The organism is Cryobacterium glaciale (genome assembly GCF_004402535.1).
Taxonomy (GTDB): Bacteria; Actinomycetota; Actinomycetes; order Actinomycetales; family Microbacteriaceae; genus Cryobacterium; species Cryobacterium glaciale.
On record NZ_SOEY01000006.1, the window covers coordinates 185,364 to 210,944 of the forward strand.

At 65.5% G+C, this 25,581-nt stretch carries 17 protein-coding genes and 1 tRNA gene; 2 read left to right on the forward strand and 16 right to left on the reverse strand.

The genetic code is table 11. From position 1 onward, the window contains the following. Positions 1-142: 142 nt before the first annotated feature. The 5 genes from rpsA to polA form a co-directional block, all read right to left on the reverse strand. Complete coding sequence (gene rpsA, locus E3O06_RS02625) at positions 143-1,597, reverse strand: 30S ribosomal protein S1 (RefSeq protein ID WP_092107815.1); 1,455 nt, start codon at positions 1,595-1,597, stop codon at positions 143-145. Then, positions 1,533-2,495, reverse strand: coding sequence for a hypothetical protein (locus E3O06_RS17405; RefSeq protein WP_166788075.1), 963 nt, complete (start codon positions 2,493-2,495; stop codon positions 1,533-1,535). The genes rpsA and E3O06_RS17405 overlap by 65 nt, the downstream gene beginning before the upstream one ends. 168 nt (positions 2,496-2,663) lie before the next feature. Continuing rightward, entirely contained in the window at positions 2,664-3,206 is a 543-nt protein-coding gene (locus E3O06_RS02640) for a hypothetical protein (RefSeq protein WP_134501458.1), read from the reverse strand. A gap of 364 nt (positions 3,207-3,570) precedes the next feature. Continuing rightward, positions 3,571-5,244 (reverse strand): DUF885 domain-containing protein, encoded by a 1,674-nt coding sequence (locus E3O06_RS02645; RefSeq protein ID WP_134501459.1) that lies wholly within the window; start codon positions 5,242-5,244, stop codon positions 3,571-3,573. Between the two features lie 85 nt (positions 5,245-5,329). Continuing rightward, positions 5,330-8,008 carry a DNA polymerase I gene (gene polA, locus E3O06_RS02650; RefSeq protein WP_134501460.1) on the reverse strand — a complete coding sequence of 893 codons (2,679 nt, stop codon included), beginning with the start codon at positions 8,006-8,008 and terminating at the stop codon, positions 5,330-5,332. A 53-nt stretch (positions 8,009-8,061) separates the two neighbouring features. Between polA and E3O06_RS02655 the strand changes: the two genes are divergently transcribed. Next, on the forward strand, positions 8,062-8,487 hold the full coding sequence (locus E3O06_RS02655; protein ID WP_134501461.1) for a hotdog fold thioesterase: 426 nt from the start codon (positions 8,062-8,064) through the stop codon (positions 8,485-8,487). Here the strand turns inward: E3O06_RS02655 and E3O06_RS02660 are convergent. Both E3O06_RS02660 and E3O06_RS02665 read right to left on the reverse strand, forming a co-directional pair. Continuing rightward, a complete protein-coding gene (locus tag E3O06_RS02660; protein ID WP_134501462.1) occupies positions 8,484-12,038 on the reverse strand; it encodes an AAA domain-containing protein in 3,555 nt (1,184 codons plus the stop codon). The genes E3O06_RS02655 and E3O06_RS02660 overlap by 4 nt on opposite strands. A 135-nt stretch (positions 12,039-12,173) precedes the next feature. Continuing rightward, positions 12,174-12,779, reverse strand: a complete 606-nt coding sequence (locus E3O06_RS02665) for an ANTAR domain-containing response regulator (RefSeq protein WP_035879545.1) — start codon at positions 12,777-12,779, stop codon at positions 12,174-12,176. Between the two features lie 37 nt (positions 12,780-12,816). Here E3O06_RS02665 and E3O06_RS02670 point away from each other — a divergent pair. Beyond that, positions 12,817-12,902 (forward strand) — tRNA-Leu (locus E3O06_RS02670). 112 nt (positions 12,903-13,014) lie between these two features. Here the strand turns inward: E3O06_RS02670 and pyk are convergent. The 9 genes from pyk to E3O06_RS02715 form a co-directional block, all read right to left on the reverse strand. Beyond that, a complete protein-coding gene (gene pyk / locus E3O06_RS02675; protein ID WP_134501463.1) occupies positions 13,015-14,460 on the reverse strand; it encodes a pyruvate kinase in 1,446 nt (481 codons plus the stop codon). A 66-nt stretch (positions 14,461-14,526) separates the two neighbouring features. Continuing rightward, positions 14,527-15,984: a glutamate synthase subunit beta gene (locus E3O06_RS02680; RefSeq protein WP_134501464.1), complete on the reverse strand. Its 1,458-nt coding sequence runs from the start codon at positions 15,982-15,984 to the stop codon at positions 14,527-14,529. Continuing rightward, entirely contained in the window at positions 15,977-20,554 is a 4,578-nt protein-coding gene (gene gltB / locus E3O06_RS02685) for a glutamate synthase large subunit (protein ID WP_134501465.1), read from the reverse strand. Before gltB ends, E3O06_RS02680 begins: the two co-directional genes overlap by 8 nt. Before the next feature lie 151 nt (positions 20,555-20,705). Continuing rightward, entirely contained in the window at positions 20,706-21,677 is a 972-nt protein-coding gene (gene lgt, locus E3O06_RS02690; RefSeq protein WP_241979847.1) for a prolipoprotein diacylglyceryl transferase, read from the reverse strand. 93 nt (positions 21,678-21,770) lie between these two features. Further along, entirely contained in the window at positions 21,771-22,619 is an 849-nt protein-coding gene (trpA, locus tag E3O06_RS02695; RefSeq protein ID WP_174843198.1) for a tryptophan synthase subunit alpha, read from the reverse strand. Then, a complete protein-coding gene (gene trpB / locus E3O06_RS02700; protein ID WP_134501467.1) occupies positions 22,616-23,842 on the reverse strand; it encodes a tryptophan synthase subunit beta in 1,227 nt (408 codons plus the stop codon). The genes trpA and trpB overlap by 4 nt, the downstream gene beginning before the upstream one ends. Position 23,843: 1 nt before the next feature. Next, positions 23,844-24,614: an indole-3-glycerol phosphate synthase TrpC gene (trpC, locus tag E3O06_RS02705; protein ID WP_134501468.1), complete on the reverse strand. Its 771-nt coding sequence runs from the start codon at positions 24,612-24,614 to the stop codon at positions 23,844-23,846. Between the two features lie 19 nt (positions 24,615-24,633). After that, complete coding sequence (locus tag E3O06_RS02710; protein WP_134501469.1) at positions 24,634-24,861, reverse strand: DUF6704 family protein; 228 nt, start codon at positions 24,859-24,861, stop codon at positions 24,634-24,636. A gap of 71 nt (positions 24,862-24,932) precedes the next feature. Next, on the reverse strand, positions 24,933-25,580 hold the full coding sequence (locus E3O06_RS02715) for a Trp biosynthesis-associated membrane protein (protein WP_134501470.1): 648 nt from the start codon (positions 25,578-25,580) through the stop codon (positions 24,933-24,935). Position 25,581 lies beyond the last annotated feature (1 nt).

Sequence of the window (25,581 nt, forward strand, 5' to 3'; positions counted from 1 at the left end):
AGGATATTTCCTCACTATCAGGTATATCACGAACGTTTCCGTGTCTCATGAAAGTCACCAGCGGCGAAACGGCCCGGTTAAAACACGGCGGGCCGCATCCAGAAGGATGCGGCCCGCTTTGTGCTGTGGTGAGACCGTCGGGCTAGTTGCCGCCGGACAGCTTCTCGCGGAGAGCCGCGAGTGCTTCGTCGTCGGCGAGGGTGCCGGCGCCAGCCGACTCGCTCGAGAAGGCCGATCCGGCCGGTGCGACGTCGCTGGGGGCAGCGATCTCGTCGTTCGCGGTTGAAACCTGCTTCTTGTGGGCTTCCCAACGCGCCTGGGCTGCAGCGTAGTCCTGCTCCCACTTTTCGCGCTGCTCGTCGAAGCCTTCGCGCCACTCGTTGGTCTCGGAGTCGAAGCCTTCGGGGTACTTGTACTGGCCCTTGTCGTCGTACTCGGTGAGCATTCCGTAGAGCGCCGGGTCGAACTCGGTGCCGTCGGGGTCGACGCCATCGTTGGCCTGCTTGAGGCTCAACGAAATGCGGCGACGCTCGAGGTCGATGTCGATGACCTTGACGAAGACCTCGTCGCCGACCGAGACAACCTGCTCTGCGAGCTCGACGTGCTTGCCGGAGAGCTCGCTGATGTGCACGAGGCCCTCGATGCCCTCGGCAACGCGAACGAACGCACCGAACGGGACGAGCTTGGTGACCTTACCCGGTGCAACCTGGCCAATGGCGTGGGTGCGGGCGAAGACCTGCCACGGGTCTTCCTGCGTCGCCTTGAGCGACAGGGAGACACGCTCCCGGTCGAGGTCAACTTCGAGGATCTCGACGGTGACTTCCTGGCCAACTTCAACAACCTCGCTGGCGTGCTCAATGTGCTTCCAGCTGAGCTCGGAAACGTGAACCAGACCATCGACGCCGCCGAGGTCGACGAACGCACCGAAGTTGACGATCGAGGAGACGACGCCCTTGCGAACCTGTCCCTTCTGGAGGTTGTTGAGGAACGTGGTGCGGCTTTCGCTCTGCGTCTGCTCGAGCAGGGCGCGACGCGAGAGCACAACGTTGTTGCGGTTCTTGTCGAGCTCGAGGATCTTCGCTTCGATCTCCTGGCCCAGGTACGGGGTCAGGTCGCGAACGCGACGAAGCTCGATGAGCGAGGCCGGCAGGAAGCCGCGCAGGCCGATGTCGACGATGAGTCCACCCTTGACGACCTCGATGACCGAACCGGTGACAACACCGTCGGACTCCTTGATCTTCTCCACGTCGCCCCATGCACGCTCGTACTGAGCGCGCTTCTTGGACAGGATGAGGCGGCCTTCTTTGTCTTCCTTCTGAAGAACGAGGGCCTCGACCAGGTCGCCGACCTTGACAACCTCAGAGGGGTCAACGTCGTGCTTGATGGAAAGTTCGCGGGAGGGAATGACACCCTCAGTCTTGTACCCAACGTCGAGGAGGACCTCGTCGCGGTCGATCTTCACAACGGTGCCCTCGATGAGGTCTCCGTCGTTGAAGAATTTCAGAGTCTTTTCGACCGCGGCAAGAAAGTCTTCAGCAGATCCAATGTCGTTGATGGCGACCTGCTTGGGTGCCCGTTCGGTCGTTGCGATTGTCATGTAGTAGTTGCTCCAGGATGGACATAGTCGGGCCACACACGAAAATAGTTCGGGTGTTTTGGATGCTCCGCGGTACAGAACGACCGTGAAACGCTCCGCGCATGGCAGCGGATAAGGCGTCACAAATGTGACACTCCATACTAGCTACCCGGGGAGATGAGGGGCAACTCGAGATCCAGCTGCCCGCAGTCGGTTCTACGGAACGACCAGGATACGCCCGGCGGCACCACGCTCGGCATGGTGGAGCAGTGGTACAGCCAGATGCCGGACCGCGTCGCGGTGAAGGAATACTTGAGGGTCTCGCCCGGCTCGATCGTGCGCATCGGGCCGTCGGGGGCGAGGGCGCCACCAGCCAGCCGAGCGCCCCAACGCTGAACGCCAGCCAGGCTATCGAAGCGGCCAGGCTCCACCCGGCGAACGTGGTCGGCGGCGCCTGGCCGGCCTGACGCACAGCCTCGCGCACGACCGGCATGAGGCCGAGCAGGTAGAGCAGGGCGCCCGCTCCGACCCCGAGCGGCAGGCCGGCCAGGCTGGCACCGGCGGCGACGACCACGCCGGCCGCGAGCACTCCCACGGCGAGGCTCGCGGCGGCGGCCACGTAGTAGCGCACGAGCGAGCCGAAGCGGGTGGGTTTGGCCCGGCGCAGCTGGCCGCCGAGGAGAACCGCGTGCAGCACCGCGACCGCGCCGACAATTATGCCGCCAACGAGCACCACGGCAAACAGGTCGACGGTCATGCCGACCAGCACGAGAATCGCCCCGACGGTGTGCCCGGCCAGGCGAATGATCAGCGACCGGCGCCCACTGAGGGCCGGCCGCCGCACCAGGGTGTCGGCGAAATGCTGGCTCCAGATGAGGATCGCAGTGCTGACGGCGCCGAGCAGCAGAAGATGCACCATGAGCCAGTTGGCTCCCAGAAGGCCCTAATGCGCCAATACGACGACGCCGAGCACGGCAAGCCAGCCGACGACCACTGCGTTGGTCTGCAGGCACCTGGTACCTGCAGACCACTGCGTTGGTCTGCAGGTACCAGGTGCGGCGGGCGTGCACGCGGGCGGTGACGGGGCTCATTGACGGTCTTTTCTGGCGGGGCTGGCGAGCTTGGTGGCCGGCACCGGACCGCGCACGGCCGAGGCCACGGCGGTCACGATGAACAGCAGCAGGGCCGCGATGTTGAGGGATCCGCCGAGCTGCAGCAGGTCGGACAGACCGCGGGCGTCGCCGAATAGCACTCTCAGCAGGATCGAGGCGTGCAGCAAGGCGACGGGCAGGTACATGATCGGCCGATACGGTAGCGGGCGGCGCAGCACGGCGGGCAGAATGACGGGGGCGTGGGCCATGATCATCGAGAGGGTGAACCCGAGGAGCACCGCGTGGATGACCGTGTCGTAGACCGGGCCACTCGTGGCGGCGCCACCGATCAGCCAGATACCTCCGGCGACGACCAGCCAGGCGTAGCCGCTGAGGAGGCAGGCGGCCATGAACCGTGGCAGCCCGGTTGACCGGAGGATACGGCGGGCGACATCGTGCAGGAAGAACCAGGACACGACCCAGAGCAGCGCCAGGCCGAACAGCCGACGGCCGGCAGGCAGAGGGCAATCGAGACGCATCCGCTCAATGACAGCGATGCCCAGAGCAGACCGCGCCGTGGGTGGGTACCGCGCAGAGACACCCGGGCGAGGTCGAGGCGTTCGCCGGCGATCGTCAGTACGAGGAAGGCGCTGAACGCCGGTATCAGGTGACCGGAACGTTCGCGAGCCAGAGAATGATCGATCAGGGCACGTTTGGGTTGGAGCCGGGGCTGGGTTCGGGCGGGTGTGCTTGTTTTCGGTCGCGTGCCGGTCGTTGATAGAGTTCCGGTGTCGGACGGGGACGACTCGGCGGGACGCAACAGCCCAGTTTACCGATCCCTAAACTCCCGCCGAGGACTACGTCGGCCGGACGCGCGGCCCGGTCGGCTCCGAGTAGCTGCAGTCAGGCCAGCGCCGACCGCAGGGTGTCGAGGCCGACGCCGCCGAGGTCGAGGGCACGACGGTGGAATGCCTTGATCGAGAAGTTCGCTCCCTCCCGGGCAGCGCACTCGTCCCGCAGCTGCTCCCAAATGCGCTGGCCAACCTTGTACGACGGAGCCTGCCCCGGCCAGCCCAGGTAACGGTTGACCTCGAACTTCACGAAGCTCTCATTCATGTTCACGTTCCGGCCGAGAAATTCGAAGGCGTAGTCCGCGGTCCACGGACCGGAGCCGTCTGGCAGGGTCTTGCCGAGGTGCACGCCGATGTCGAGGACGACACGTGCCGCACGCATCCGCTGCCCATCGAGCATGCCGAGCCGGTCGGCCGGGTCGTCGAGGTAGCCGAGTTGCTCCATGAGGCGTTCGGCGTAGAGCGCCCAGCCCTCGGCGTGGCCGGAGGTGCCTGCGAGCTGACGGCGCCAGGTGTTGAGCTTGGCCCGGTTGTAGACGGCCTGGCCGATCTGCAGGTGGTGGCCGGGCACGCCCTCGTGATAGACGGTGGTGAGTTCGCGCCAGGTGTCGAATTCGGTCACCCCGACGGGCACGGACCACCACATGCGGCCCGGTCGGGAGAAGTCGTCGGTCGGTCCGGTGTAGTAGATGCCGCCCTCCTGGGTAGGAGCGATCATGCACTCGATGGTTTGGATCTCGTCCGGGATATCGAACTGGGTATCGGCCAGATCGGCCACGGCCTTGTCGCTGATGTGCTGCATCCACTCTTGCAGGGCCTGGGTGCCGTGCAGTTTGCGGCTCGGGTCGGTATCGAGGTAGGCGATGGCTTCGAGCACACTCGAGCCGGGCTTGATCTGATCCGCGACCTTCTCCTGCTCTTCGACCATTCGGGCGAGTTCTTCGATGCCCCATTCGTAGGTTTCGTCGAGGTCGATGGTGGCACCGAGGAATCGGCGGGAGGCGAGGGTGTACAGCTCGCGGCCGATCGCGTCGTCTTCGGTCGCCTTGCCTTCGAGCTCGGTGCTGAAGAAGGTCGCCAGTTTGTCGTAGGCGGTGGCGGAGCGGCGTGCGCCGAGGCCGAGATCCTTGGCGAGGGAGGCGGGCAAGGTGCCGTCGTCCAGGGCCGCGTTGGCAGCGAACTCGGCGAAGAATCCGTCGTTGGCGGCGTGGCGCTTGGCTTGGATGACCACTTCGCGCACCTGACGAAGCGCCGGTGTCACGCCACGTTCAATGCCGAGGCGGAGCGTCTCGATGTACCCGTCGATGGCGGCGGGAAGATTGCCCAATCGCGAGGCGATGTTGGCCCAGTCGTCGACGGTTTTGGCGGGCATGAGGTCGAAGATTTCGCGAATCTCCTGGGCCGGTGAGGCGATGACGTTGAGGTCGCGCAGCTGCAGCTGGGCGTCGGAGCTTTCCAGGCTGAGCGACAACTCGCTGCGCAGGTCGGTTTGGGTGACCTCGTCGACGCTGTCGACCGATAAAGCGGCGTCGAGCCTGGCGATCGTTTTTTTCGCTTCTTCGACGAAGCGTTCGTGACCGGCCGGGGAATAGTCCCCGTAGCGGCCATCGCCCTCGGTGCGGCCGATGTAGGTGCCGACCGTCGGGTCGAGGTCGACGAGGGTGTCCACCCACTCTTCGGCGATCTGGTCGATGGCCGTCGGAGTGCGCTGGATGTCGTTTGTCATGCCAAGAGCCTAGAACACGACGACCCCGCCTGAACCCCCCAATTGGGGAAACTGGCCGGTCAACGGCCCAGGATCGGGCCCGTGATCAGTGCGCGGCGTCGTCCCAGTTGGCGCCGCGACCGACCTGTACCGTCAGCGGAACGAGCAGGTCGGCGGCGGATTCCATATTATGGGTGACCACCTGGCGCAGGGCATCCCACTCTCCAGGGGCGACGTCGAAGATCAATTCGTCGTGCACCTGCAGCAGCATGCGGGACTCCATCGAGGCATCCGTCAGATCGGCGGCGATACCGTTCATGGCGATCTTCATGATGTCCGCCGCTGAACCCTGGATCGGAGCGTTGAGGGCAGCTCGTTCAGCGTTGTCGCGCAGCACTCGTTTGGGGCTGGCCAGGTCGGGGAAGGGCCGGCGCCGACCGAAGATGGTCTCGGTGTAGCCGTCGACCCTGGCCTGCTCGACGACGTTGCGCAGATAGTCGCGTACCGCTCCGAACCGCTCGAAGTAGTCGGTCATGAGCTGCTTGGCCTCTTTGGTATCGATGCGCAGCTGCTTGGACAATCCGAAGGCGCTCAGGCCGTAGGCGAGGCCGTAGCTCATGGCCTTGACCTTGCTGCGCATCTCGGAGGAAACTTCGGCGGGGTCGACGCCGAAGATGCGCGAACCGACGAAACGATGCAGGTCTTCGCCGGCGTTGAATGCTTCGATCAGCCCGGCGTCTTCTGAGAGGTGCGCCATGATCCGCATCTCGATCTGTGAGTAGTCGGCGGTGAGCAGGCTTTCGCTTCCGGCACCGGCCTGGAACGCGGCGCGGATGCGCCGGCCCTCCTCGGTGCGCACTGGAATGTTCTGCAGGTTGGGGTCGTTCGAGGAGATACGGCCGGTCGTGGTGCCGATCTGCACGTAGGTGGTGTGGATGCGGCCGGTCGTGTCAATGGCCTTGTCGAGGGTCTCCACGATCTGGCGCAGCTTGGTGGCGTCGCGGTGCTTGAGCAGCAGGTCGAGGAACGGATGCGGGTTGCTGGCCTGCAGATCGGCGAGAGCGCCGGCATCCGTTGAAAAACCGGTCTTGTTGGCACGGGTCTTGGGCATCTCGAGCTGATCGAACAATACGTCTTGCAGTTGTTTGGGCGAACCGAGGTTCACTTCGCGGCCGATCTCAGCATAGGCAGCGGCGGCCAGGCTCGCCGTGCTGGCACCGAGCTCTGCAGACAGTTCGGCGAGCTGCTCGTGCGAGACGCTGACGCCGGCCAGTTCCATGTCGGCCAGGGCCAGCAGGGTCGGCAGCTCGATGTCGATCAGCAGTGTGAGCGAGCCCGGGTCGAGGGCTTTTTCGACGGCGGCGAACACCCGCAGGGTGTACCAGGCCTGGGCTGGGGCGCCGGACTGCAGGGTCTCATCGGGGACGAGCTGATTGGGGTCGGCAATGGGCAGGGTTTCGTCTAGGTAGCGCGACACGAGGTCGGCCAGGGTCTTGTCGGGACCACCCGGGCGGATGAGCCACGCGCCGACCAGCGTGTCGAAGGCCAGGCCCGTGAACGGGAGGCCGCTGCGGCGCAGTGCCTTCACCTGGTGCTTGGCGTCGTTCATGATTTTGGGCGCGTCGCTGGCAAGCCAGTTTTCGAGCGGGGCGTAGTCGTCGCGACCTGGCTGCCAGGGCAGGTTGATGGTTTCGGTGGGGCTGGCCAGACCAAAACCGATGACCCTGCCGTCCTGCACCTCCACGGTGAGACCCAGCCCGGCCGGATGGGCGGTAGTGGCACGGTCAAGCCAGGACTGGAGTTCCTCGTCGAGCAGGTCCTGCGCGACGGGTGCCTGAACGGCGGGAACTTCGTCGATGATGGCGATGAGCGCGGAGCCTTCCACCGCCGGGTCTTCACCGGCAAGCTTGAGCACCCGGTCGAGCAGGGTCTTGAATTCGAGCCGGGTGAAGATGTCGCGCACGGCGTCGGTGTTCATGGCGCAGCGTTCGAGCGCTGCGACCGCGATGGGCAGGTCGACGTCGGTCACGAGGCGGTTGAGGCGGCGGTTGCGGATCGCGTTCTCTTTCTGCTCGCGCAGGTTGTTGCCGACGACGCCCTTGATCTCGTCGGCGTGTTGGAGGATTCCGTCGAGGCTGCCGTACAGCCCGAGCCACTTCACGGCGGTCTTCTCGCCGACCTTGCTGATGCCGATGAGGTTGTCGCTGGTCTCCCCGACGAGGGCGGCCACGTCGGGGTACTGCCCCGGTTCGATTCCGTAACGCTCGCGCACCCGGGCCGGATCGTAGCGGGTGAGGGCTGAGACGCCCTGGCTCGCCGGGTAGAGCAGGGTGACGGTCTCGTTGACCAGCTGGATGGCGTCACGGTCACCGGAGACCACGAGCACGTTGTAGCCGGCTGCGCTGCCTTCGACCGAGAGGGTCGCAAGGATATCGTCGGCCTCGAAGTCTTCCTTGGTGATCGTCGTGATGTTCATCGCGGCGAGGGCTTCCTGCAGCAGCGGAATCTGGCCGAGGAACTCCGGCGGGGTCGCATTGCGGGTGCCCTTGTACTCGGGGTATTCCCGGGTTCGAAAAGAGGCGCGCGAAATGTCGAAGGCGACCGCGAGGTGGGTTGGTTTCTCGTTGCGCAGCAGGCTGAGCAGCATCGACAGAAAGCCGTGGATGGCATTCGTATGCTGCCCGGCGTGGGTCTGGAAGCTGTCCACTGGCAGGGCGAAGAACGCCCGGAATGCCAGGGAATGGCCATCGATGATCATCAGGGTAGGCTTTTCGGAGTCCAACACTCCCCCAGCCTACAAGTGTCTTCCTGCGTGGGCTCTCCTGACCAAAGGTGATCATGTTCAATACGACTGACGACGCACTCGCCTGGGTTCAGCAGCGCGGCGGCGGAGACCTGGCCGACAAGATGGGGCTGGAGTTCATCGAATTCACCATTGACCGGGCTGTAGCACGGATGCCCGTGGTCGGCAATACGCAGCCCGCCATGCTCATGCACGGCGGCGCCTACGTGGTGCTCGGCGAGTCGCTCGGCTCGATGGCGGCGAACCTGCACGCCGGACCGGGCAAACTCGCCGTCGGCATTGAGATCAACGCCTCGCACAACCGTTCAGCCACTTCCGGTTACGTGACCGGTGTCTGCACCCCGATCCACCTGGGCCGCACACTCACCACCCACGAGATTGTGGTCACGGACGATGCCGGGCGCCGCTGCTCCACGATCCGCATCACGAACATCATCAAGGATCTGCCGCCGCACACTTAGATCGGCTTCGGGTCTGGCTCGACCAGGCTGATGAACGCGCTGAGCTCGGCGACACCGGCCGGTGTCACCGGCAGGTATTGGGTGAGTGCCGGCGAATAGACTAGAAAAGCTGCCCATTTGGCCCGCGAGATGGCTACGTTCAGGCGGTTCTTCATGATGAGGAAAGCCATACCTCGCGGAACGTCGTCGGCTGAGCTGGCCGCGAGTGAGACGATTGCGACCGCCGCCTCCTGGCCCTGGAATTTGTCGACCGTACCCACTCGAACATGCGGGAAGCCGGCACTGGCGAGGGCCTCCCGCACCACTACCAGCTGGGCGTTGTACGGGGTCACGACGATGACATCGGCTTCGGCCAGAGGGTCGTCGACTCGATCGCTGGTCGGGTCAGTCCATCGGCGACCGAGAACGCGCTGCACGAGGGACACGACGGCATCCGCTTCTTCGGGTGAGGAGATGGCATTGCCGGAGTGCTCGACCGGTACCGAGTGCACCCCGGGCGCGACTCCTTCGAGGGACCTGGTCGAGGTGCTCGGGTCGGCGTGCAGCAGGCCGCCATACGACAGGAAGGAGACGGGGGCGGTGACCGCCGGATGCATGCGACGGCTCTCGGCGAGAAAGTAGCCTCGATCGCCGGGCAGCACGTCGTGGCCGGCGGCGACCCAGCCGAGCGCGGACTGGTCGATCGGCTCGGGATGGGTGCCCTGGCTGACCTGCGGCAGTTGTTGCGGGTCGCCGAGCAGCAGCAGGTTGCGGGCGCCGACGCTCGCCGCAATGGTCGACGCGAGCGAGAACTGCCCGGCCTCGTCGACGACGAGCAGGTCAAGGCTGTGGCGCGGCACGCGCGCCGGATTGCTGAAGTCCCAGGCGGTACCGCCGATGACGAAACCAGTGGCCGGATGATCGAGTGCGAACAACAAATGGCCGTCTTTCGGCAGTACCGTGAAGGCGGACTCCGCCGGATCGGTGCCGGTCTTGGGCGCCTTCCCGACGAGGGCCGGATCGAGCCCAGCAGTGACGATGGCGCGCAGCAGGTTCTCGACGACCGCGTGGGATTGGGCGACGACTCCGATATTCCAGTTGTGCTGCTGCACGAGCGCCGCTATGACATGGGCGCCGAGGTAGGTCTTGCCGGTGCCGGGCGGCCCCTGCACCGCAAGATAGGAATGGTCGAGGTCGAGCAGGGTCGCGATGACGGCATCGATCGTCGTGCCATCGGCCGCTATGGCCGCCAAATGTCCCGTGCGGGTGCGCGGCGGGGTGCGGCGCAGGATGTCGACCATCGGGTCGCTCGGCCAGCCGGGCTGGGATTCGACGAGGCATGCGGCCCACTCATCGATGGCGGGTTTCTGCTGCAACGGCCGTGGTGGTGCTGCCGGGGCGAGGGCACTGGGCCGGTGGCTGTACCGCTCGACCTCTTTGGGGAGCGTTTCTTCGACCAGGATGCCGCCGTCGTCGGCGACGTCGAGCACCTTCACGCTGTGGTGGGTGCGGGCGCCCTCTGCCGTGTCGGAATTTGTGAACGGCCCCGGGTATTCGTAGAGCAGATTCGGTCCGGCCTGGTCGCCCGGCTTGATGCTGCTGCCCGGAGCCAGGCGTCCGCGCAACGACAGGTGGCGGCGGTCGACTCGCTGCCGGCCCTCACGAAACCAGTCGCGTTCCACCTCAACCTGCTCGACGACGAGCACGTCACGGGTATCCTGCCATTCGTCGATCGGATACTCGAGCCGAAAATAGTGCCCCCACCAGAAGCTTTTCTGCTCTCGCCGGTGGTAGTCGATCGCCGCGGCGGCGAAAGCGGCCGCAGTCTGGTCGGGGGTGCGCGGGGTGTGACCGGTCGGCACCGCGACGGCGAGCAGGGCGTCCCGCACCGGCGACGGCTCAATCGGGTCGGCATCCGCTTTCGTCGCGAAGCCGCCCGAACGGATGCCGGCCCCGCGTGCCAGGGTCAGCAGCCAGTCGCGCAGGCGCAGGGTGGACAAGCAGTCGTAGCGGTTGTAGTCGGCGATGGAATCGAGCATGCGCTGCGCCTCAGCCGCATCGCCGTGCGCCTGCAGGTCACGGGCTGCGGCGTATTCGCTGATGGAGTCGGCAGCATTGGTGACCTCGCCGCCGCGCAATTCCGTGCCCATATAGAGCGGCTCGAGCTTCTTGATCGAGTAGGAGCGCGACCCGACACGCATGGTCTTGCGCACGAGCGGGTACAGGTCGACCAGGACGTTCTCACGCAGCAGCTGGTCGATCTGGTCTTCGCCCACGCCGTGCCGGGCCGCGAGGCCGAGCAGGTGGGTGCGCTCGTAGGCGGCGTAGTGGTAAACGTGCATGCCCGGGTATAGGTTGCGGCGCTCGGCGAGGTACTCCAGAAAGTCGGTAAGCGCCCGTTTCTCGTCGGCCCAGGTGTGCGCCCAGAAGGCCCGGAAGGTTTCGTTGACCTCGACGAGGCCGAAGAGATAGTCGAGGCCCCATTGGGTGGTGATGTCGGTCGCGACGTCCCCGGTCACGCGGCCTTCGGTCACGCCCCCTTCGGTCACGCCTCCTTCGGAATAGAGCGGGTCACCCTCGAAATCGAAGAAGATATCGCCGGGGTTAGGCTCGGGCAGTGTGTTTAGTGCGCCCGGGTTGTACAGGTCGACCGGCGGGGGCGTGCCGGCCACGGCCCGCAACTGCAACCTCGCCTGCGTGCGCAGGCCGGCGAGCGTGGAATCGGCCATGCCATCAATGGCACCGGCGGAGGCCGCAAGCTCGTCGATGGTTCGGATGCCGCCGACTGCCAGGCGCGCGCGCTGTGACAGCCGCAGCCCGGCAACGAGCAGCGGGTCCCGGTGCTCCTGCACCTCGCTCGCACAGGCGGCACAGCGCCCGCAGAGCGTGTAGCGCGGGTCTCCCCAGGCGACGGCAGCGGTGTCGGTGAGGCGCTCCGCGATGATCTGGATCAGGCGTTGCTTGCGTTTGCGATACACCGGGCGGATATCGGCGAGCCGATGCACGCTCACGGAGCCGTCGCCGAGCAGGAGTTCGACGGTCTCAGCCGTATGCACCCCGATGCGTTCCAGTTGTTCGGCGTAGGCGGCGAGCTGCAGCAACGCGGTGACCCGGGCGTGCCGAGCGAGTTTGGTGTCTTGCAGCAGCCAGACGCCGTCACCCCGGCGAACGATGAAGTCGGCGAATCCGAGGAAGGCGATGCCGGCGGGGCGCTGACCGACGTCGGAATCGCCGAATTCCGGGTCAAAGAACGTGGCCTGAAAAATGACCTCGGCGCTGTGGGAGAAGGCCAGCCGGGTGGCGTCGGCTGCTGTCTCGAGAGCGTGGCGTGCCATCCGTTCAGGCCGGGCGATCTCGATAACGGTATGACCGTGCCGGTAGCGTTGGAGAACCCGGTGCTCGTGCTCGTCACCGAGGCGGGCCGTGCGTTCGAGCATGGCGTCGACCAAGTCGGGCACGCTGTCGATACGACCGAGCTTCGCATCGATGCGACGCAGGAAGGCAAACTCACAAACGGATGCCGCGCTCAGGTCACTCGCGCTCGTCACCACGCCACCGTCCAGCAAAAACATGTGCCGCCCCTCGTTATTTTCGAGCCTAGCGGGCACTCCCGACACGCCCACCTGCCCGGCGCCACGGACCGCGCCCGGCCGATACACAAAAGGGCCCGGCAGAATCTGCCGGGCCGCTCTGTGACTGCGGTACTGCTACTTCTTGGCGCTGAGCTGTTCGATGATCGCCTGCGATACGTCGTGCATGGTGAGGCGACGGTCCATCGAAGCCTTCTGGATCCAGCGGAAGGCTTCCGGCTCGGTCAGGCCCATCTTTTCGTTGAGCAGGCCCTTGGCCCGGTCCACAAGTTTACGGGTCTCGAACCGTTCGACCAGGTCGGCGACCTCGGCCTCGAGGGTGATGATCTGGCTGTAGCGCGAGAGGGCGATCTCGATCGCGGGCAGCAGGTCGTTCGGGGTGAACGGCTTGACGACATAGGCGAGGGCGCCGGCTTCGGTAGCGCGCTCGACCAGTTCTTTCTGGCTGAAGGCGGTCAGCAGAACGACCGGCGCGATGTGCTCCTTGGAGAGGCGCTCCGCCGCGCTGATGCCGTCGAGCTGGGGCATCTTGACGTCCATGATGACCAGGTCGGGGCGCAGCTCCCGAGCCAGGGCGACGGCTGTTTCTCCGTCACCGGCTTCACCGACGACTTCAAAGCCGTTGTCGCGCAGAATCTCGACGATGTCGAGGCGGATGAGGGATTCATCCTCAGCGACGACAACGCGGCGCGGAGGGGTGGGGGTGCTGTCTTGGTCGGTCACGAGGAAAGCCTACGGTATTCTGAACGAGTAGTTGCAAGCCGGTGTGGCGGAATGGCAGACGCGGAGCACTCAAAATGCTTTGTTCGCAAGGACGTGTGGGTTCGAGTCCCACCACCGGTACCAGATAGCAAGGCCAGTTGACCGACGGCGTGCACGTGTGTGCAGAGTTCGATTCTCAAAATCGCACAGACACAGGCCCCGCCCGAAATTTCGGACGGGGCCTGTGCGTAAAACGCTAATTCTTGACGTACGCCGGCGCTACTTCATTGTGGGCGTCGCCCACGCGGTGCACGCGAATGTCGTTCGTCGAGCCGACGATTCCGGGAGGGGAACCGGAAATGACGACGACCTTGTCACCGATTTCGGCGAGGCCCTGCCCGATGAGGATGTCATCGACCTGGCCGAACATGGCGTCGGTGTGGGTCACCGGCTCCACCAGGAAGGTCTGAACGCCCCAGGTGAGGGCAAGACGACGACGGATGCCCGGCTCCGGCGTGAACGCCAGCATCGGAATCTTCGACCGCAGGCGCGACATGCGCCGCGCCGAGTCGCCGGACTCGGTGAAGATGCAGAGGAACTTGGCGTCGACGAACTCGGCGACCTCGATGGCGGCCAGGGTGATGGCGCCGCCCTGGGTGCGGGGCCGGTTGGTCAGCTTGCCGATGCGTTCGAGGCCGTGCACCTCGGTGGATTCGACGATGCGCGCCATGGTCTGCACCGTCACGACGGGGTATTCCCCAACGCTGGTCTCACCGCTGAGCATGACGGCATCCGCACCGTCGAGCACGGCGTTGGCGACGTCGCTGGTTTCGGCGCGAGTGGGCACCGGGCTCAGAATCATGGATTCGAGCATCTGCGTGGCGACGATGACCGGCTTGGCCATGCGGCGGGCGATCTCCACGGCCTGCTTCTGCACGATCGGCACGGCCTCGAGCGGAAGCTCAACGCCGAGGTCGCCACGAGCGACCATGATCGCGTCGAAGGCGTCGACGATCTCTTCCAGGTTGTCGACGGCCTGCGGCTTCTCGATCTTGGCGATCACCGGAACGCGGCGGCCTTCCTCGGCCATGATCTCGTGCACGCGGGTGATGTCGTCGGCGCTGCGCACGAAGGACAACGCGATGAGGTCGGCTCCGAGGCGGAGGCCCCAGCGCAGGTCGGCTTCATCCTTCTCCGACAGGGCTGGCACGTTGACGGCCACACCGGGCAGGTTGATGCCCTTGTTGTTGGAAACCGGGCCGGCGACGATAACGCGCGTGGTGACGACGACGCCATCCGTTTCGACCACCTGGACTTTCACCTTGCCGTCATCGATGAGCAGGAAGTCACCGGGGTGCACGTCGTGTGGCAGCCCCTTGAAGGTGGTGCCGGAGAGCTCCTTGGTGCCGAGCACGTCTTCGGTGGTGATCTTGAAAATGTCTCCGACGGCAAGTTCGTACGGGCCGCCCTCGAACTTACCGAGGCGAATCTTGGGACCCTGCAGGTCGACCATGACGGCGACGGCACGCCCGGAGTCGTTCGCGGCCTTGCGCACGTTGGCGTAGACGCTTTCGTGCACCTGGTAGTTGCCGTGGCTCAGGTTCATGCGGCAGACGTCAACGCCCGCGTCGATGAGCGCTCTGATCTGCTCATAGCTGGCAGCCGCCGGCCCGAGGGTGGCGACGATTTTTGCGCGTCTCATTCTGGTGAATCTCCGATTTCCGCGCTTTACGGGCGCATTACTACGTGGTGCAGGAAGGCTAGTGGACTAGAGGGCAAATGAGCGGTCCGTCGGCTTAACGGGAGACGGCAGTTGCGTCTGGCCCTCCAGGAACCGATCGACAGCAGCCGCAGCAGCACGGCCTTCGGCGATGGCCCAGACGATGAGTGACTGACCGCGACCGGCGTCACCGGCGACGAAGACACCCTCATGGCAGGTTTCGTAGTTGCCGTCGCGTTCCACGTTGCCGCGGTCATCGAACGGCAGTTTCAACTGGTGGCTGAGGTCGTCCGGTTCCGGACCGGTGAAACCCATCGCGAGCAGCACGAGGTCGGCCGGGATCTCCCGCTCGGTACCTGCCTTGGGAACGCGTCGCCCGTCGAGGTATTCGGTCTCGGCGATGCGGATGGCCCGCACCTCGCCGAATCCGTTGGCCAGAAACTCGACCGTCGACGCGAGATATTGGCGGGTGCCGCCCTCTTCGTGGGCGCTCGAGACCTCGAACAGGGTCGGTGACATCGGCCACGGCTGGCTTTCCGGGCGGGTGGTTCCCGGCTGCTTGCCGATCGCCAGGTTGGTGACGGACGCTGCCAGCTGGCGGTGTGCGGTGCCGATGCAGTCCGCTCCGGTGTCACCACCGCCGAGCACCACGACATGCTTGCCCTCGGCCGTGATCTGGGCTTCGATGCTGCCGCCGGCGCCGATCTTGTTCTGCTGCACGAGGTATTCCATGGCGAAGTGCACTCCGGGCAGGTCGCGCCCGGGTATGGGAAGATCGCGGGGCACCATCGCGCCGGTGGCCACCACGACCGCGTCGTAGCGGGCGCGCAGGTCGTCCCAGGTGATGTCCACACCGATGTTGACGTTGGCGCGGAACCGGGTGCCCTCAGCCGTCATCTGCGCGAGGCGCAGCTCAAGGTGCTTCTTCTCCATTTTGAAGTCGGGGATACCGTAACGCAGCAGCCCGCCGATGCGGTCGTCGCGTTCGAACACGGCGACGGTGTGCCCGGCGCGGGTGAGCTGCTGGGCGGCGGCCAGCCCGGCGGGTCCTGAGCCGACGACCGCGACGGTCTTGCCGGTCAGGCGGCCGGGCGGTTGCGGCTGCACCCAACCCTTGGCGAATGCCTGGTCGATGATCGACACCTCGACCTGTTTGATGGTGACGGCCGGCTGGTTGATGCCCAGCACGCACGACGATTCGCACGGGGCAGGGCAGAGTCGACCGGTGAACTCGGGAAAGTTGTTCGTCGCGTGCAGGCGTTCAATGGCCGCTCGGCCCTCGTCGCGCCAGACCAGGTCGTTCCACTCGGGGATGAGGTTGCCGAGCGGGCACCCCTGATGACAGAACGGCACGCCGCAGTCCATGCAGCGGCCGGCCTGCCGTTTGAGCACGGCGGCGTCACCCTGCTCGTAGACCTCTTTCCAGTCCATCAAGCGGATGGCCACCGGCCGGCGAGCGGGAAGCTCACGTTCCGTCGTCTTCAGGAATCCCTTCGGATCAGCCATTGGTTACCTCCAAGATTCGATTCCACACCACGAGTCCGTCGGGATCGAGTCCCTCATCGACGGCTGTCTGTCTGGTCTCCAGTACGGCCGCGTAGTCGCGCGGCAGCACCTTGACAAAAGCGTTCATGGTTTCTTCCAGGTCATCCAGCATTCGAGCAGCAAGTGCGGAGTCGGTCTTGTCCCGGTGCTGTTCCAGCAGGTCGCGCACGATCTCACGGTCGACGCTGTCGAGGGCGAGCAGACGCAATTCCCCCGAGGTCAGCGCGTCGCGGTTGACCCGTTCCGCGGTCAGCTTGTACACATAGCCGGTGCCGCCGCTCATGCCGGCGCCGAGGTTGCGTCCGGTCTCGCCGAGGATGACGGCGAGGCCCCCAGTCATATATTCGAGGGCGTGGTCGCCGACGCCCTCGACAACAGCGATCGCTCCGGAGTTGCGCACCAGGAAACGTTCACCGACGATGCCGCGGATGAACATACTGCCCTGGGTGGCGCCGTAGCCGATGACGTTTCCGGCGATGACGTTGTCTTCGGCAGGGAACTGGCTGGCCCGGTCGGGGCGCACGACGATCTGCCCACCCGACAGGCCCTTGCCGACGTAGTCGTTGGATTCGCCCTCCAGTTGCAGGGTGATGCCGCTCGGCAGGAACGCCCCGAAGGACTGTCCGGCCGACCCGGTGAGGGTGACCACGATGGACCCGGCCGGCAGGCCGTTCTCGCCGTGCCGCAGGGTGACCTGGTTGCCGAGCATGGTACCGACAGCGCGCTCGGTGTTACGGATCGGCAGGTCGATGCGCACCGTTCCGCCGTGTTCGAGCACGCTCTGACTGCGCCGAATCAGTTCGTTATCGAAGTGCTTGTCGAGTTCGTGCTCCTGGGCGCGTGCCCACTTGCGTGGTTCGCTCTCGGAGAAGTCCGGACCGCTCAGAATGGGCGAGAGGTCGAGCCCCTGTGCCTTCCAGTGGGTGAGCGCGCGATTCACGCCGAGCACCTCACGGTGGCCGATAGCCTCATCGAGGCTGCGGAATCCGAGCCCGGCGAGGTACTCCCGCACCTCCTGGGCAATGAACTCGAAGAAGTTCACGACGTGGTCCGCCTGGCCATTGAATCGTTTGCGCAGCTCAGGGTTCTGCGTGGCGACGCCCACCGGGCAGGTGTCGAGGTGGCAGACCCGCATCATGATGCAGCCGGCCACGACGAGTGGGGCAGAGGCAAAACCGAACTCTTCAGCGCCGAGCAGGGCCCCGATGAGTACGTCACGGCCCGTTTTCAGCTGACCGTCAACCTGCACGACCACGCGGTCGCGCATGCCGTTGAGCATGAGGGTCTGCTGGGTCTCGGCGAGACCGAGTTCCCACGGCGTACCGGCGTGCTTGAGCGAGTTGACCGGGCTTGCGCCCGTTCCGCCGTCGTGGCCGCTGATCAGGATCACGTCGGAGAGCGCCTTGGCGACTCCGGCCGCGACGGCCCCGATCCCGGACTGGCTGACCAGTTTGGTGTGGATGCGCGCCTTCGGGTTGGCCCGTTTCAGGTCGAAGATGAGCTGCTTGAGGTCTTCGATCGAATAGATGTCGTGGTGCGGGGGCGGCGAGATCAGGCCGACGCCGGCCGTCGCGTGCCGGGTGCGGGCAATCCACGGGTACACCTTGGTCGGCGGCAGCTGACCGCCCTCGCCGGGCTTGGCGCCCTGGGCGAGTTTGATCTGGATGTCGTCGGCGTGGGTCAGGTACATGCTCGTCACACCGAACCGACCGGACGCGACCTGCTTGACCGCGCTCCGCCTAGTCGGGTCCAGCAGACGGTCGAGGTCTTCGCCGCCCTCACCGGTGTTGGACTTGCCGCCGAGGCGGTTCATCGCGATCGCGAGCGTTTCGTGCGCTTCCTGGGAGATGGATCCGTAGCTCATCGCGCCGGTGGAGAACCGTTTGACGATCTGCGAAACCGACTCGACCTCGTCGAGCGGTACAGGAGGCCGCTGGCCCGGGTTGAGGGTGAACATGCCGCGCAGCGTCATGAGCGATTCGGCCTGGTCGTCGACCATCTTGGTGTACTCGCGGAAGATGTCGTAACGCCGGGTGCGGGTGGCGTGCTGCAGCCGGAAGATGGTCTCCGGGTTGAACAGGTGCGGAGCGCCGTCGCGGCGCCACTGATACTCGCCGCCGGTCGCGAGGCGCTCGTGTGCGGTCACCGCGGCATCCATCGGGTAAGCGGATGCGTGCCGCGACAGGTTTTCGACCCCGATCACGTCGATGCCGACGCCGCCGAGTTTGCTCGTGGTGCCGGTGAAATACTGGTCGACGAAGGACTGGGCCAGGCCGACGGCTTCAAAGGTCTGCGCTCCCGCGTAGGACGAGACGGTGGAGATGCCCATCTTCGACATGATCTTGAGCACGCCCTTGCCGAGGGCTTTGATCACGTTGCGCACCGCCTTTTCGGGCGTGACGTTGGTGATGATGCCGCTGCGGACGAGATCCTCGCAGGTCTCCATCGCGAGGTACGGGTTGACGGCTGAGGCGCCAAAGCCCATGAGCAGTGCCACATGGTGCACCTCGCGCACGTCGCCGGCCTCGACGACGATGCCGACCTTCATGCGGTTCTCGGTGCGGATCAGGTGGTGGTGCACGGCCGCGATCATGAGCAGCGACGGGATCGGTGCGAGATCTTTGTTGGAGTCGCGGTCGCTCAGCACGATGAACAGAGCGCCGGCCTCGATGGCATCGTCGACCAGTGTGCAGATGGCGGCGAGCCGCTTCTCGAGCGCGTCTGGCCCTTCTTCGAATCGGTACAGGCCGCGGATGGTCGTGGTGGTGCGGCTGCCGACGACGGGGTCGATGTGCTGGATCTTGGCCAGCTCATCGTTGTCGATGACCGGGAAGTCCAGGATGACCTGCCGGGCGTGCTCGGGGCCGGCACTGAGCAGGTTGCGCTCCGGGCCGAGACCGAGCTTGAGGCTCGTGACGACTTCTTCGCGGATCGAGTCGAGCGGCGGGTTGGTGACTTGCGCGAACTGCTGGGTGAAGTAGTCGAACATGAGCCTTGGACGCTCGCTGAGCACAGCGATGGGAGTGTCGCTGCCCATCGCGCCGAGCGGTTCCGCGCCGGTGCGGGCCATCGGGGCGAGCAGGATGCGTACCTCTTCCTCGGTGTAGCCGAAGGTGCGCTGGCGGCGCACAACGGATGCCGGCGGGTGCACGATGTGCTCCCGCTCCGGCAGGTCTTTGAGGTTGATGCGCCCCTTCTGGAGCCACTCTCCCCACGGTTCGCTCGCCGACAGTTCGGCCTTGATCTCACGGTCGTCGATGATGCGGCCAGCCACGGTATCGACCAGGAACATCTGTCCGGGGCGCAGACGCCCCTTGCGCACGACACGCGCCGGGTCGATGCCGAGCACGCCGATCTCGCTCGCGAGCACGACGAGGCCGTCGTCGGTGATGAGGTAGCGGCCGGGACGCAGTCCGTTTCGGTCGAGCGTCGCACCGACGAGTGACCCGTCGGTGAACACGATCGCGGCGGGACCGTCCCACGGTTCCATGAGCATGGAGTGGTATTCGTAGAAGTCGCGACGATCGTCGTCGAGGTCGGTCTGGTTCTCCCAGGCCTCGGGCACCATCATCATGATGGCGTGGGGCAGTGACCGCCCGGACAGGCTGAGAAGTTCGACGACCTCATCGAAGGAGGCCGAGTCGCTCGCTCCCGGGGTGACGATCGGCAGCAGCGGGGCCAGGTCGCCGAGCAGCTCGGACTCGAGCTGGGACTGGCGCGCGCGCATCCAGTTGCGGTTGCCTTGCACCGTGTTGATCTCCCCGTTGTGGGCGATCATGCGAAACGGTTGGGCGAGCGGCCAGGACGGGAAGGTGTTGGTGGAGTAGCGGGAGTGCACGAGGGCAAGCGTCGACACAAAGCGTTCGTCGGACAGGTCCGGGTAGAACGGTTCGAGCTGCAGGGTCGTGACCATGCCCTTGTAGACCAGGGTGCGGCAGGACAGCGAAACGAAGTAGATCTCCAGCTCGCGTTCAGCGCGCTTGCGCAACCGGAAGGTCTGCCGGTCCAAGGCGATGTCGGAGAGCGGCTCGCCGGCTTCGGTGGTGCGGGCGCTCTGCACGAACAACTGCTGAATGGCCGGCATATTCGCGCGAGCCTGGCTGCCGAGGTCCTCCGGGTGCACCGGGACCTCGCGCCAGCCGAGGATGGTGAGGCTTTCCTCGTCGGCGATGAGGCTGATGGCTCGTTTGATGCCCGTGCGGGCGGTGGGGTCGGTCGGCAGAAACACGTTGCCGACGGCGTACTGGCCCACGGGGGGAAGTGCGAAATCAGTGACGGCGCGCAAAAAAGCATCCGGTATCTGGGTGATGATGCCGGCACCGTCACCGGTTCCGGCGTCGGAGCCGACGGCGCCGCGGTGTTCGAGGTTGCGGAGCGCGTCGAGGGCCTGGGTGATGATGTCGTGCCCGGCGGTTCCGCGCAGGGTCGCCACCATGGCCAGGCCGCACGCGTCGCGCTCGGCCGAGGGGTCGTACAGGCCCGATGCTTCAGGCATGCTGCTGAAGCGGGAATAAAGAGGTTTCTGCGCCATTGAGACCGTCCTCACGAAATGACTGGCAGTAAGGGACGACGCTGGCCCGAAGAAGAAGTGTGCGGGAAAAACAGTAACGGGCGCCCGGTTCGGGCCAGGCCCGAACCGGGCGCCGCTACGAGAGTGTCAGCTGAGATGCAGCGAACTGTGTCTACAGTCGAGAAGCGCTCGTGCTTGTGGCTTGGGCCTCGGGTGATTCGGTGTTGTTATCGTCAGACTCCGAATCGCTGTCATCGAATTCTACCCCAGCGTCTGGCGCAATCCATTCCCGACCGGGCACATACGGGCTGGGTTCGAGACCCGGGTGGCGGTGCCGCTGCACGAGAATGATGACAAGGCCAAGCACGATGGCCGCGAGGGCTGCCCAGACATTTGTGCGGATTCCGAAGTAAATCTCGCTCGGGTCGATGCGAATCGACTCAAAAAAGCTGCGACCCAGTCCATACCAAATGAGGTAGAGGCCCAGGCTCTGGCCGAAGCGCAGGCGGAATTTGCGCTCCAAATAGAGGATGACGGCAACACCGACCAGATTCCAGATGATTTCATAGAGAAAAGTCGGGTGGAACAGAGTGTCGGCCGGCAGCCCAACCGGGAAGGCCAGATTGCTCGGTTCTATTTCGAGGCCCCAGGGCAGGGTCGTCGGCAGCCCGAACAGTTCCTTGTTGAACCAGTTGCCGAGACGGCCGGTGGCCTGCGCGACGAGAAGGGCGGGTGCGACCGCGTCGGCAAAGGTCCAGAAGCGGATGCCGGCCAGACGGCAGCCGATATACGCACCGACCGCTCCACCCAGCAGTGAACCGAAGATGGCGTTGCCGCCCTCCCAGATGTACAGGGTGCGGAGCAGGTCAGCTCCCTCAAAGAAGTAGTCGCCCGGGTGGGTGAGCACGTGGTAGATGCGGGCACCGACGATGCCGAGCGGCACCGCCCAGAGGATGATGTCGAGCACCACTCCCGGTTCAGCGCCACGCTTGGTCAGACGGCGGGACGTGATGATCGTCGCGAGGATGATTCCGGCGAGAATGCACAGCGCGTAGGCGTGAATGCGGAACGTGGCGAGATCGAAGAAGTGGAGGTCGAAGAAACTCCACTCCGGACTCGGGATGCTCGCGCTCAGAAGACTCAAAAACACCTGGGTACTACCTTTCATCGTGACTCACGTCACCTGGGGCGAATCGATGGATCGCCTCGAACTATTTAGTGTAGATCGCGCCTGGATTTACGTGGGCGACGAGGCCGGACGAATGTTTTGTGCGCCGGCGGCGAGTTCGAGCGCCAGACGCGCGACGGCGGGTACTCCCCCGTCGGTGAGGGCTTTCACGAGTGCCGAGCCGACAATGGCGCCGTCGGCGTAGCCGAGAATTTCGCGCACCTGCTCGGGGGTGGAGATGCCGAGTCCGACGCACGCGCTCGTGCAGCCGACCGCACGCAAGCGTTCCACCAGGATGCGGGCGGCCGCGTCGACGCCGGCGCGAGCGCCAGTCGTGCCCATCGTCGAGACCGTGTAGACGAAGCCGCGGCTCGCTTCGATCGCCTGTACGAGGCGGGCATCGGAGGAGGACGGTGCAGCCAGGAAGACCCGGTCGAGTCCGGTGCGTTCACTCGCGGCCATCCAGTCGCCCGCTTCGTCGGGAATCAGGTCGGGCGTGATCAGTCCGGCTCCGCCGGAGGCCCGCAGGTCGTCGGCGAAACGTTCAACACCGTACTGCACGACCGGGTTCCAATACGTCATGACGAGGACGGGGGCATCGACCTGGGCGGTGATGGCCTTGATGGCTTCGAACCCGTGACGCAGTTTGAAGCCATTAGCCAGTGCCTGCTGGGTGGCCGCTTGAATGACCGGGCCGTCCATAACCGGGTCGGAGTAGGGAAGGCCGAGTTCGATGACGTCGACTCCGTTGGCGACGAGGGCCACCGCGGCGTCGATGCTCTCGGTCAGGGTGGGAAAACCGACCGGCAGGTAGCCGATGAGGGCTCCCCCGCCCTCGGCGCGTCGCCGGGCTATGGTCTGCTGGACCGTGCTCACGGTGCCACTCACTTCTGTGTCGCTGAAGCCTGGGGTGCTCATGACTGCTCCGCCCCTTCGTCGAGCAGGTCGAAGTACCGGCCGGCTGTTTCCATGTCCTTGTCACCGCGGCCGCTGAGGTTGACCAGGATGGTCGCCTCCGGGCCGAGCGCGCGGCCGAGTTCCAGGGTGCCGGCGAGGGCGTGCGACGACTCGATCGCCGGGATGATCCCCTCGGTACGGCTCAGCAGGCGCAGGGCGCTCATCGCCTCATCATCGGTGATCGGCAGGTAGGTGGCTCGATTGATACTCGAGAGCCAGGCGTGCTCCGGACCGACTCCCGGGTAGTCGAGGCCCGCCGAAATGGAGTGCGATTCGACGGTCTGGCCGTCTTCATCCTGGAGCAGCATGCTGCGGGCGCCGTGCAGCACTCCGGGACGACCCTTGGTGATGGTGGCAGCGTGCCGCAATGTCTCGACGCCGTCACCGGCCGCTTCATACCCGAACAGCGCGACATCGGGATCGTCGAGGAAGGCGTGAAAAATTCCCATGGCGTTCGAGCCGCCGCCGACGCAGGCAGTGACGGCGTCCGGCAGACTTCCGGTCAGGTCGAGAACCTGCTGGCGGGCTTCTTCCCCGATGATTTTCTGGAAGTCGCGAACCATGGCGGGGAACGGATGCGGTCCGGCCACGGTCCCGAAGATGTAGTTGGTGGTCTCGACGTTGGTGACCCAGTCACGCATGGCGTCGTTGATGGCGTCTTTGAGGGTGCGCGAACCGGTCTTGACCGGGACGACCTCGGCGCCGAGCAGGCGCATTCTGGCCACGTTGAGGGCTTGACGTTCCGTGTCGACCTCGCCCATATAGACGACGCATTCCAGTCCGAACAGGGCGGCGACGGTGGCGGTTGCCACTCCGTGCTGGCCGGCCCCGGTTTCAGCGATCACGCGGGTCTTTCCGATGCGCTTGGTGAGCAGGGCCTGGCCGAGAGCGTTGTTGATCTTGTGGGAGCCGGTGTGGTTGAGGTCTTCGCGCTTGAGGATGATGCGGGCACCGCCGGCATACTCGGCGAAGCGCGGCACCTCGGTGATGATGGACGGGCGCCCGGTGTAGGTGCGGTGCAACTCCATCAGCGCCGCAGCGAAGGCGGGGTCGTTCTTGGCGAGTTCGTATTCCGCGGTGAGTTCGTCGAGGGCCGCCACGAGGGACTCGGGCACGAACCGGCCGCCGAAGTCACCGAAATACGGGCCGGGCTCTGCACGTAAGGATTTTTTTCGCAAAGACATGTTAGACCGCCAAAAACTCGGAGAGGGTTCGGATGGGATCGCTCGTGACGAGCGCTTCGCCGACCAGGACGACGTCGGCGCCGGCGGCACGATAGTGCGCGACATCGGCGGCGGTCTTGACGGCTGATTCGGCGATTCGGATGACGCCGGAGGGAATTCTGTCGGCGAGGGTGCCGAAGAGGTTCGGGTCGAGTTCAAAGGTGGACAGGTTGCGCGCGTTGACGCCGACCAGGCTCGCACCGATGTCGAGTGCGCGGCTCACCTCGTCACCGCTGTGCGTTTCGACCAGCGCGGTCATGCCGAGTTCACGGATGAGGTCGTGCAGTGAGATCAGGGTGGCCTGATCGAGAGCCGCGACGATGAGGAGCACGAGGTCGGCCCCGGCAGCGCGGGCCTCGAACACCTGGTAGCGCGTGCCGATGAAGTCCTTGCGCAGGAGGGGAATGCTCACGGCAGCCCGCACCTGCTCAAGGTCGGTGAGCGAGCCGTGAAAACGCCGACCCTCGGTGAGCACGCTGATGGCGCTCGCCCCGCCGGTCTCGTAGGAGACGGCCAGTGCTGCCGGATCGGTGATGGCAGCGAGGGTGCCGCGGCTCGGGCTGGAGCGTTTGATTTCTGCGATAATCTTGACGCGGTCGGACGGGGCTAGCGCTGCCAGCGCGTCGAGGGCGGGCGCGTGGGCCCGCGCCGCGGACTCCACGCTCGCCAGCGGACGAGTGAGTAAGCGTTGTTCGGCGTCGGAAATCGCGCCGGAGAGAAGTTCTTGAAGCACCAGGTCTCAGCGCAACTTATTAATGGCCCTGCGGGGCGGGCAAGGCGCCAACGCCATAGCCTACTTTGCTCAGCACATAGCCCACGATGACCCCGGCGATAAGTAGGCCGAATGACGCCCAAACGAGCCAGACCAGCTCGAAGAAGAAAGCAGTGGTGCCGATGGCGAAGGCGGCCAGCATAATGGTGACAGCGGTCCAGGCCGCCGCGGAGTGGCCGTGTCCGGGATCCGACAGATCGATGCTCATGATTCTCCTCGTAGTTGCGTTGCTGCGTACGTTGACAGGCGGGTTAAGTCTAGCGGAGCGACGGCCGGCGTTCAGCGAGCGGTCGGGTCGTCGCCGCGACTGAGGTCGTCCCAGTCGCCGACCGAGTCACTCGGCGCGGATTCGGTCGCCGCGTCGCCGCTCAGGGGCGACGCGGGAACTGACCCATCGGGCGAGGCTACCGTTTCAAAGCGCACGGCCTGATACTTGCGGGCCGGGCCGGGCCAACGGGCGCTGGTCAGGATGACGGCCACACCGGCGGCCGCCATGACGACGGCGGCGCCCATGGCGACGAACGGCCAGGGGGTAACGATCGTGCCGAGCACGCTGAGCTCAATAGATTCATGGCCCGCGATCCCCGTCGCGGCGGTGACAGCGGCCGCACTCGCCTGGGACGGGTCGTCGACCGCGAGGAAGGCAGCGATGAACACCGAAAGCCCCAGGAGCACCTCGAGCGCGCCGAGCACGATGCGAATGAGCCGCCCGGCAATGGTGAGGGCCCCGGCGAGGGCGAATCCGGAGAGGGCCAGTGCGGTCAACGCCGGCGCCGCGACGGCCCCGTCGATCTCCAGCACCTGCGTGCCGGCGTCGGGCAGCCCGACTTCAGCGTGCACCCACACCTGGGTCCAGGCCAGCAGAGCCAGCGAGCTCGCGGCCAGGATCGTGAGGATGAGTACGAGTTTGAGCCGGCGCGGGGGCATC